At 34.0% G+C, this 7209-nt stretch carries 4 protein-coding genes; 3 read left to right on the plus strand and 1 reads right to left on the minus strand.

Translation table 11 applies throughout. The annotated features are described in order from the left end of the window. Positions 1 to 55: 55 nt before the first annotated feature. From GBO31_RS01340 to GBO31_RS01350, 3 genes are read left to right on the plus strand one after another with little or no spacing between them, the layout of a single operon-like run. Positions 56 to 1276 (plus strand): lanthionine synthetase C family protein, encoded by a 1221-nt coding sequence (locus tag GBO31_RS01340; protein WP_219006500.1) that lies wholly within the window; start codon positions 56 to 58, stop codon positions 1274 to 1276. Positions 1277 to 1293: 17 nt separating this feature from the next. Further along, entirely contained in the window at positions 1294 to 3528 is a 2235-nt protein-coding gene (locus GBO31_RS01345) for a lantibiotic dehydratase family protein (protein WP_219006501.1), read from the plus strand. Next, positions 3528 to 4412 carry a thiopeptide-type bacteriocin biosynthesis protein gene (locus tag GBO31_RS01350; protein ID WP_219006502.1) on the plus strand — a complete coding sequence of 295 codons (885 nt, stop codon included), beginning with the start codon at positions 3528 to 3530 and terminating at the stop codon, positions 4410 to 4412. The genes GBO31_RS01345 and GBO31_RS01350 overlap by 1 nt, the downstream gene beginning before the upstream one ends. Positions 4413 to 4512: 100 nt before the next feature. Here GBO31_RS01350 and GBO31_RS01355 read toward each other — a convergent pair. Then, the coding region (locus GBO31_RS01355) for an Ig-like domain-containing protein (RefSeq protein WP_219006503.1) at positions 4513 to 7209 on the minus strand (2697 nt) is incomplete at its 5' end.

The raw sequence follows: 7209 nt of genomic DNA on the forward strand, positions 1-7209 counted from the left end.
GCAGAAACTGCCTTATTTTTAGGCAGTTTTTTTTTAAAACATTTTTAAAGAGAAAATGAACAAAGAATCAGTTTTATTAGATAAGCTAGAAAAAATTAGCAATATCCTTTCAGAGAATTATACAACTAACGAACATGTAGGGGTTTTATCAGGAATATCTGGAATTGCATTGTTTCAATTTTATTACGCAAAGTTTACTGATAATGATGCCTATGCAGATATAGGAGTAGAAATGATATCAACCGTTATTGAAAAAATTAATGAAGGCTATAGTTTTCCAACATTTTGCACAGGTATTGCAGGTGCTGGTTGGACTATAGAATTATTAGCTAAAGAAGGATTTGTAGATGTAGATAGTGATGAATTATTGGTAGATTTAGACGAATACTTAAGCAGTGCTATTATACAAATGGGAGAAAAAGATAAGTTCTATGATTTCTTACATGGTACAATTGGAATTGGTTTTTACTTTTTCAAAAGATATAAAAATACAAAGTCCGAGGCATTAAAAAAATCATACAAAACGAAACTATTAGAGCTTGTAGCCTCTCTTAAAAGAACGGCTATAGAGGAGGACGATACCATGAGATGGGAGACTTCTCTTAGTAAAGAAACAGCTCTTATCGGAGCTAATTTGAGTCTGTCACATGGTATGGCAAGTATTATTAACTTTTTATCTCGTTTAGTTAGTTATGATGATTTTAGAGATCAGGTAATGCCAATACTTCAGAAAGCAACACAGTTTATTCTTAAATACGCAAACGATGATGTATCTTGCTCTTCATCTTTTCCAAGTTGGGTGTATGACGGTATGGAAAAAAATGGTCAGGAGCGTCTAGCTTGGTGCTATGGAGATTTGGGTATTGGACTTACTTTGTATAGAGTTGGAAAAGTATTAAACGATAATGTGATTACTCAAAAAGGATTGACCACAGTAGAGAACTCTTGTAAAAGAAGGGATCTTACAGAAACCAGAGTAAAAGACAATGGTCTGTGTCATGGCACCTTTGGTATGGTGCAGATATACAATTCAATGTATAAAGAAACTAAAAAAGAGATTTTTAAGGAAACTGCAGATTTCTGGATGGACCAAGGGATTAGTATGGCAACACATAAAGATGGATATGTTGGCTACAAACAGTGGTTCGGAGGTGAAGAAGAGGGCTGGAGAACAGAAATGAATTTATTGGAAGGTATTGCAGGTATTGGCTTAAGTATCATCTCTTATTTAGCACCATTCGAAACAGAATGGGATGAATGTTTACTAATCAGTTAATTTGAAATAGCGATCGTATGAGCTATAGAAATTTTTCAAAGTATGTTTTGCGTGCACCGCTTTTTTCTTTCTCTTTTTTTAAAGAATTAACAGAAGGGGAAGAACTAAAAGAGGAAAAACTAAAAGAAGTATGTAAAGATGAAATTATTAAAGAAGCAATTTTTTTGGCTTCACCGTCATTATATCAAGAATTTGAGAAGTGGTTAGAGGGCAATCTTAAGGAAAAAGCAGCTTCAGAACGAATGATGTATTCTGTGCTTAAATATTTAAGTAGAATGTCTTCAAGATGTACACCATTTGGTCTTTTTGCGGGAACATCCGTTGGAACATTTTCAGAAACAGAAAACATTGAGCTTTCAGACAAATCAGAAAACAATCGTCATACACGATTGGATATGAATTTTTTGGTAGCCTTATCTCAGGATATTGTAAAAGATCAAAGTATTAAAAGTCAGTTGCTCTTTTACCCAAATACAAGTATATACAAGGCTGGAAAACAATTGAGATATGTAGAATACTCATACATTAAAAGTAGAAGGGTACACCACATTGTAGCTGTAGAAGATTCTGAGTATTTACAGAAAATACTAAAACAAGCAAGAAAAGGAGCATTACTAAGTGATTTAGCAAGCTCCTTAGTTGATGATGAAATTACGATTGAAGAAGCTTCTGGATTTATTGATCAATTAGTAGATGGCCAATTATTGATTAGTGAGTTGGAACCTTCCGTCTCTGGACCAGAGTTTCTAGAGCAAATAATGCCAGTTCTTAAAAAATTATCAGGAACCGAACATATTGTTTCTGAATTAGAAAATGTTCAAACAACTTTACATCGAATTGATCAAGGCTTAGGGAATGTAGCTAAAGAGTATACTGATCTGAGTGAATCCTTAAAGAAATTAGGAACTGATTTTGAATTGAAATTTATGTTTCAAACAGATATGAGTTTATCTGTAGAGGCAAATACTCTTAACTATGATACGGTAAAGAAAATCAGAAAGGGACTTTCATTACTTAACAAACTGACGTTACCTCCAAAAGAAACTTTTATTTCTAGATTTAGAACAGCATTTTATGAACGTTACGAAAGTAGAGAGGTTTCCTTATCTAATGCTTTAGATGTGGAACTGGGAATAGGATTTTTACAGGATAAAGACTCGGGAGATGTAAGTCAAATTATTGATGATATCGTTTTACCTTACAAGCCTTCAAAAGTGTCTGTTAGAGATGTTAAATGGTCTTCTATTGATGCTATTCTTCAAAAGAAGTTAGTGAAAAGTATGAAAGATGATCAACATGTAATAGAAATCGCCGATGAAGACTTTAAAGGATTAGAAGAGAACTGGGAAGATCTACCAGATACAATCTCATCTATGATCGAACTGGTTCGTATTGATGGTAAAGAAAAAATAAAAATGTCCAATTGTGGTGGTTCCAGTGCAGCAAATCTCTTAGGGCGCTTTTGTCACGGAGATCAGGATTTAGATGCGTATACCAAGGAAATAATTGACGTAGAGGCAAAGTTAAATCCAGATAAAATTCTAGCAGAAATTGTTCATCTACCTGAGTCAAGAGTAGGAAATATTTTGATGAGACCGAATTTTAGAAGGCATGAAATCCCATATTTGGCTAAGTCTATTATAGAAGATGAAAATCAATTATTATTAGATGATTTAATGATTTCCGCAACTCCAAATGGAAAGGTGAAATTGAGATCTAAAAAATTCGATAAAGAGGTTATTCCACATCTTACAAATGCACATAACTATTCTAATAATGCGTTACCTATTTACCAGTTTTTAGCAAATATGCAAACACAAAACTTAAGAGGTGGTATCGGATTCGATTGGGGACCTTTTGCAGACGAATATGAGTTTTTACCGCGAGTAGAGTATCGAGATATCATACTTTCTAGTGCTTCATGGAATATTTCTTCTACCGATATAAAACCACTTTTAGATACACTAAAAGATGAAGAAAAGTTCTTAGCAGAATTAAAAAAATTAATCGATGCTAAAAAATTACCTCAATTTGTGCTTTTGGCAGATGGAGATAATGAGTTGCTTGTCAATACAGGAAATGTAACATCCATGAAAATGTTATTAAATACTGTAAAGAAAAGGGGAAGGTTTAAATTGAAGGAATTTTTACATACGGAAGATAGTGTAGTAACTAGTAAAAGTAAAGCGTTTACAAATCAAATTGTAGTGTCTTTTTACAATGAAAAGAAACTAAAAAATATGCAGAATTAATGATGGGTATACAAAGATCTTTTATTGTTGGCAGCGAATGGTTATATTATAAAATATATACAGGCCCCAAGACTTCAGACTTAATTCTTACCGAAATTATTAAACCAACTGCTGAACATCTCTTGGAGCTTGGTGTTATTGATAAGTGGTTTTTTATTCGTTATAATGATCCTAAGCACCATATTAGAGTTAGATTTCATTATAACAAACCAGAAAATGTAGCAACAGTTATTAATACCCTATATGGATCATTAAAAGAATTTTCTGATGAAGATATGATTTGGAAAATACAGTTAGATACATATCAAAGAGAGATAGAACGATACGGAATTGATACGATGGATGCCTCAGAAGAGATATTTTTTCTAGATAGTAAGATGATTGTGGATTTTCTGGATTTAATTGATGGAGATGAAGGGGAAGAGTTAAGATGGTTGTTTAGTATAAGAGCTATAGATCAATTGCTTGCTGATTTTGGCTATGATGAAGACCAGAAGATGGTGTTAATGGAACGACTAAAAACTGGATTTGGGGCAGAGTTTGGGATGAATAAGAATCTTAAGAAGCAAATGGATAAAAAATTCAGAAATGAGCAAGATAAGATTAAAAGCTTCTTAAGTTTAAATAAAGAAACGAATCCGGATTATAGTCCAATTATTGATGTATTAGAAGAGAAAAGCAAAAGTAGCAGTGCTTTGATTGAAGATATAAAATCCAAAGTAGATATTGCAACATTAGATGACAGAATGGGTAGCTACATCCATATGTTGATGAATAGATTATTTAGATCCAAAAACCGTATACACGAAATGGTACTTTACGATTTACTATATAGAAACTATAAAATTGCTTGGGGAATTCGAAAGTTTAAAAATAAAACATAGTCTAATCTAAGAGATTTCGTAAATAGATTTTTTGTTTCGAAATTTCCAAAAAGAATTCGTCTTAATTTAGTTCTTATAATAATGATTCAAAAGAATAACCTTATTCTTTGAGTATTTTTTTAGTTATCGAACCTGTTTCAGAAAATATTTTCATTAAATATAAACCAGAATGAAATGTGGATATATCGATACTATTAGAAATACTACCACGGTTTAATACTTTAGATAGAATTAGTTTACCCCTAACATCAAAGAATTCAACTTTTTCTAGATTCGAATTTATTTCACTCAAGATATTGACTGTGTTTTTTGATGGTATAGGATAGATAGTAATGTTCTTTAAGGTGTTTTCATCGGTAATTCCTAAGGTATTATCAAAATTAATTACAAATTCAGTGATCATATCGTTTTCATTCCCATAAAGATCTGTAAAACTTCCTGGATCAATGTTAATAGTAATTGTTCCTGCTGTGGTAGCAGTTACAGTAGCTTGATAGGATAGTCCTCCACCAGAAAAATTACTTACAATTCCGTTTTCAATACGAATATCATTTAAATCAAAGTCGGTGATATCTTCATCAAAGGTAATAGTAATTTCAAACGAAGAATTACCTGTGGGATTGGCCTCTGAAGAGGTGATACTTGCGGTTGGAGGTGTATTATCTATAACCACTATACTTACACTTGATGAGTTAGTGCATGTTCTTGCTGTAGTATATGTAATGGTATATGTATTAGGAATTGAATTTGTTAAGTCGATTTCTCCAGTACTATTATTAATTACTAATCCCGTAGGAAGGGATGTGAAAACACCTCCTGTTATTCCAGTAATTAAAGGAATTGGGTTAGGGTCGTCGGTTGAAAAAGAAGATTCAGTATATAAAAAAGATGCATCATCTAGATCATTTATGGTAATGTCAAAATTAGAAAAGCTCGGACAAGTCCCTGTTGTAATATAGGTTACTGTATAATCTCCTGCATCACTATTGGCAACATCAATGATTCCTGAATCGGGATCGATTGCCAATCCAGTTGTACTGGAAAACACACCACCAGTTAATCCGGCTATAGAAGGCGTTGGATTTGCTTGGTCTTTACAATAGATGGTTTGATCAAAACTAAAACTAGGATCATCGAGTTCAGAAATAGTTACATTCACCTGACTGGAGTTTGGGCAAGTTCCTGTTGTAGTATAGGTTACTGTATAATCTCCTGCATCGCTGTTTGTAATATCAATGATCCCTGAATCGGGATCGATTGCCAATCCAGTTGTACTAGAGAACACACCACCAGTTAGTCCAGTAATAGAAGGCGTTGGATTCGTTTGATCCTTACAATAGATAGTTTGATCATAGCTAAAACTAGGATCATCGAGTTCAGAAATAGTTACATTCACTTGACTGGAGTTTGGGCAAGTTCCTGTTGTGGTATAGGTTACTATATAGTCTCCTGCATTACTGTTGGTAATATCAATGATTCCTGAATCTGGATCAATTGCCAATCCAGTTGTACTTGAGAAAACACCTCCAGTTAGTCCAGTAATTGAAGGAGTTGGATTCGCTTGGCCTTTACAATAGATGGTTTGATCAAAACTAAAACTAGGATCATCGAGTTCTGTAATAGTTACATTCACTTGACTGGAGTTTGGACAAGTTCCTGTTGTAGTATAGGTTACTACATAGTCTCCTGCATTACTGTTGGTAATATCAATGATTCCTGAATCTGGATCAATTGCCAATCCAGTTGTACCGGAGAAAACGCCACCAGTTAGTCCAGTAATTGAAGGAGTTGGATTCGCTTGCTCTTTACAATATGTAGTTTGATCAAAACTAAAACTAGGATCATCAAGTTCTGAAATAGTTACATCCACTTGACTAGAATTCGGACAAGTTCCTGTTGTAGTATAGGTTACTGTATAATCTCCTGCATCACTATTAGCGATATCAATGATTCCTGAATCTGGATCGATTACCAATCCAGTTGTACTGGAGAACACACCACCAGTTAATCCGGCTATAGAAGGCGTTGGATTCGATTGCTCTTTACAATAGATAGTTTGATCATAGCTAAAACTAGGATCATCGAGTTCAGTAATGGTTAAATTTATTTGACTTGAATTTGGGCAAGTTCCTGTTGTGGTATAAGTTACCACATGATTCCCTGAATCACTGTTCCCGATATCAATGACTCCCGAATCGGGATCAATTATCAATCCAGTTGTACTAGAGAATACACCGCCAGTTAGTCCAGTTATGGAAGGCATTGGATTCGCTTGGCCTTTACAATAGATGGTTTGATCATAGCTAAAACTAGGATCGTCGAGTTCAGAAATAGTTACATTCACTTGACTTGAATTCGGACAAGTTCCTGTTGTGGTATAAGTTATTATATAATCTCCTGAATCACTATTCGCGATATCAATGATTCCTGAATCGGGATCAATTATCAACCCTGTTGTACTGGAGAACATTCCGCCAGCTAATCCAGTTATGGAAGGTGTTGGATTTGATTGCTCTTTACAATAGATGGTTTGATCATAGCTAAAACTAGGATCATCTAATTCAGTAATAGTTACATTTGTTTGATTAGAGTTTGGACAAGTTCCTGTTGTAGTATAGGTTACTACATAGTCTCCTGCATTACTGTTGGTAATATCAATGATTCCTGAATCTGGATCAATTGCCAATCCAGTTGTACCGGAGAAAACGCCACCAGTTAGTCCAGTAATTGAAGGAGTTGGATTCGCTTGCTCTTTACAATATGTAGTTTGATCAAAACTAAAACTAGGATCATCAAG

This window comes from Aquimarina litoralis (assembly GCF_019295435.1).
GTDB classification, from domain to species: domain Bacteria; phylum Bacteroidota; class Bacteroidia; order Flavobacteriales; family Flavobacteriaceae; genus Aquimarina; species Aquimarina litoralis_A.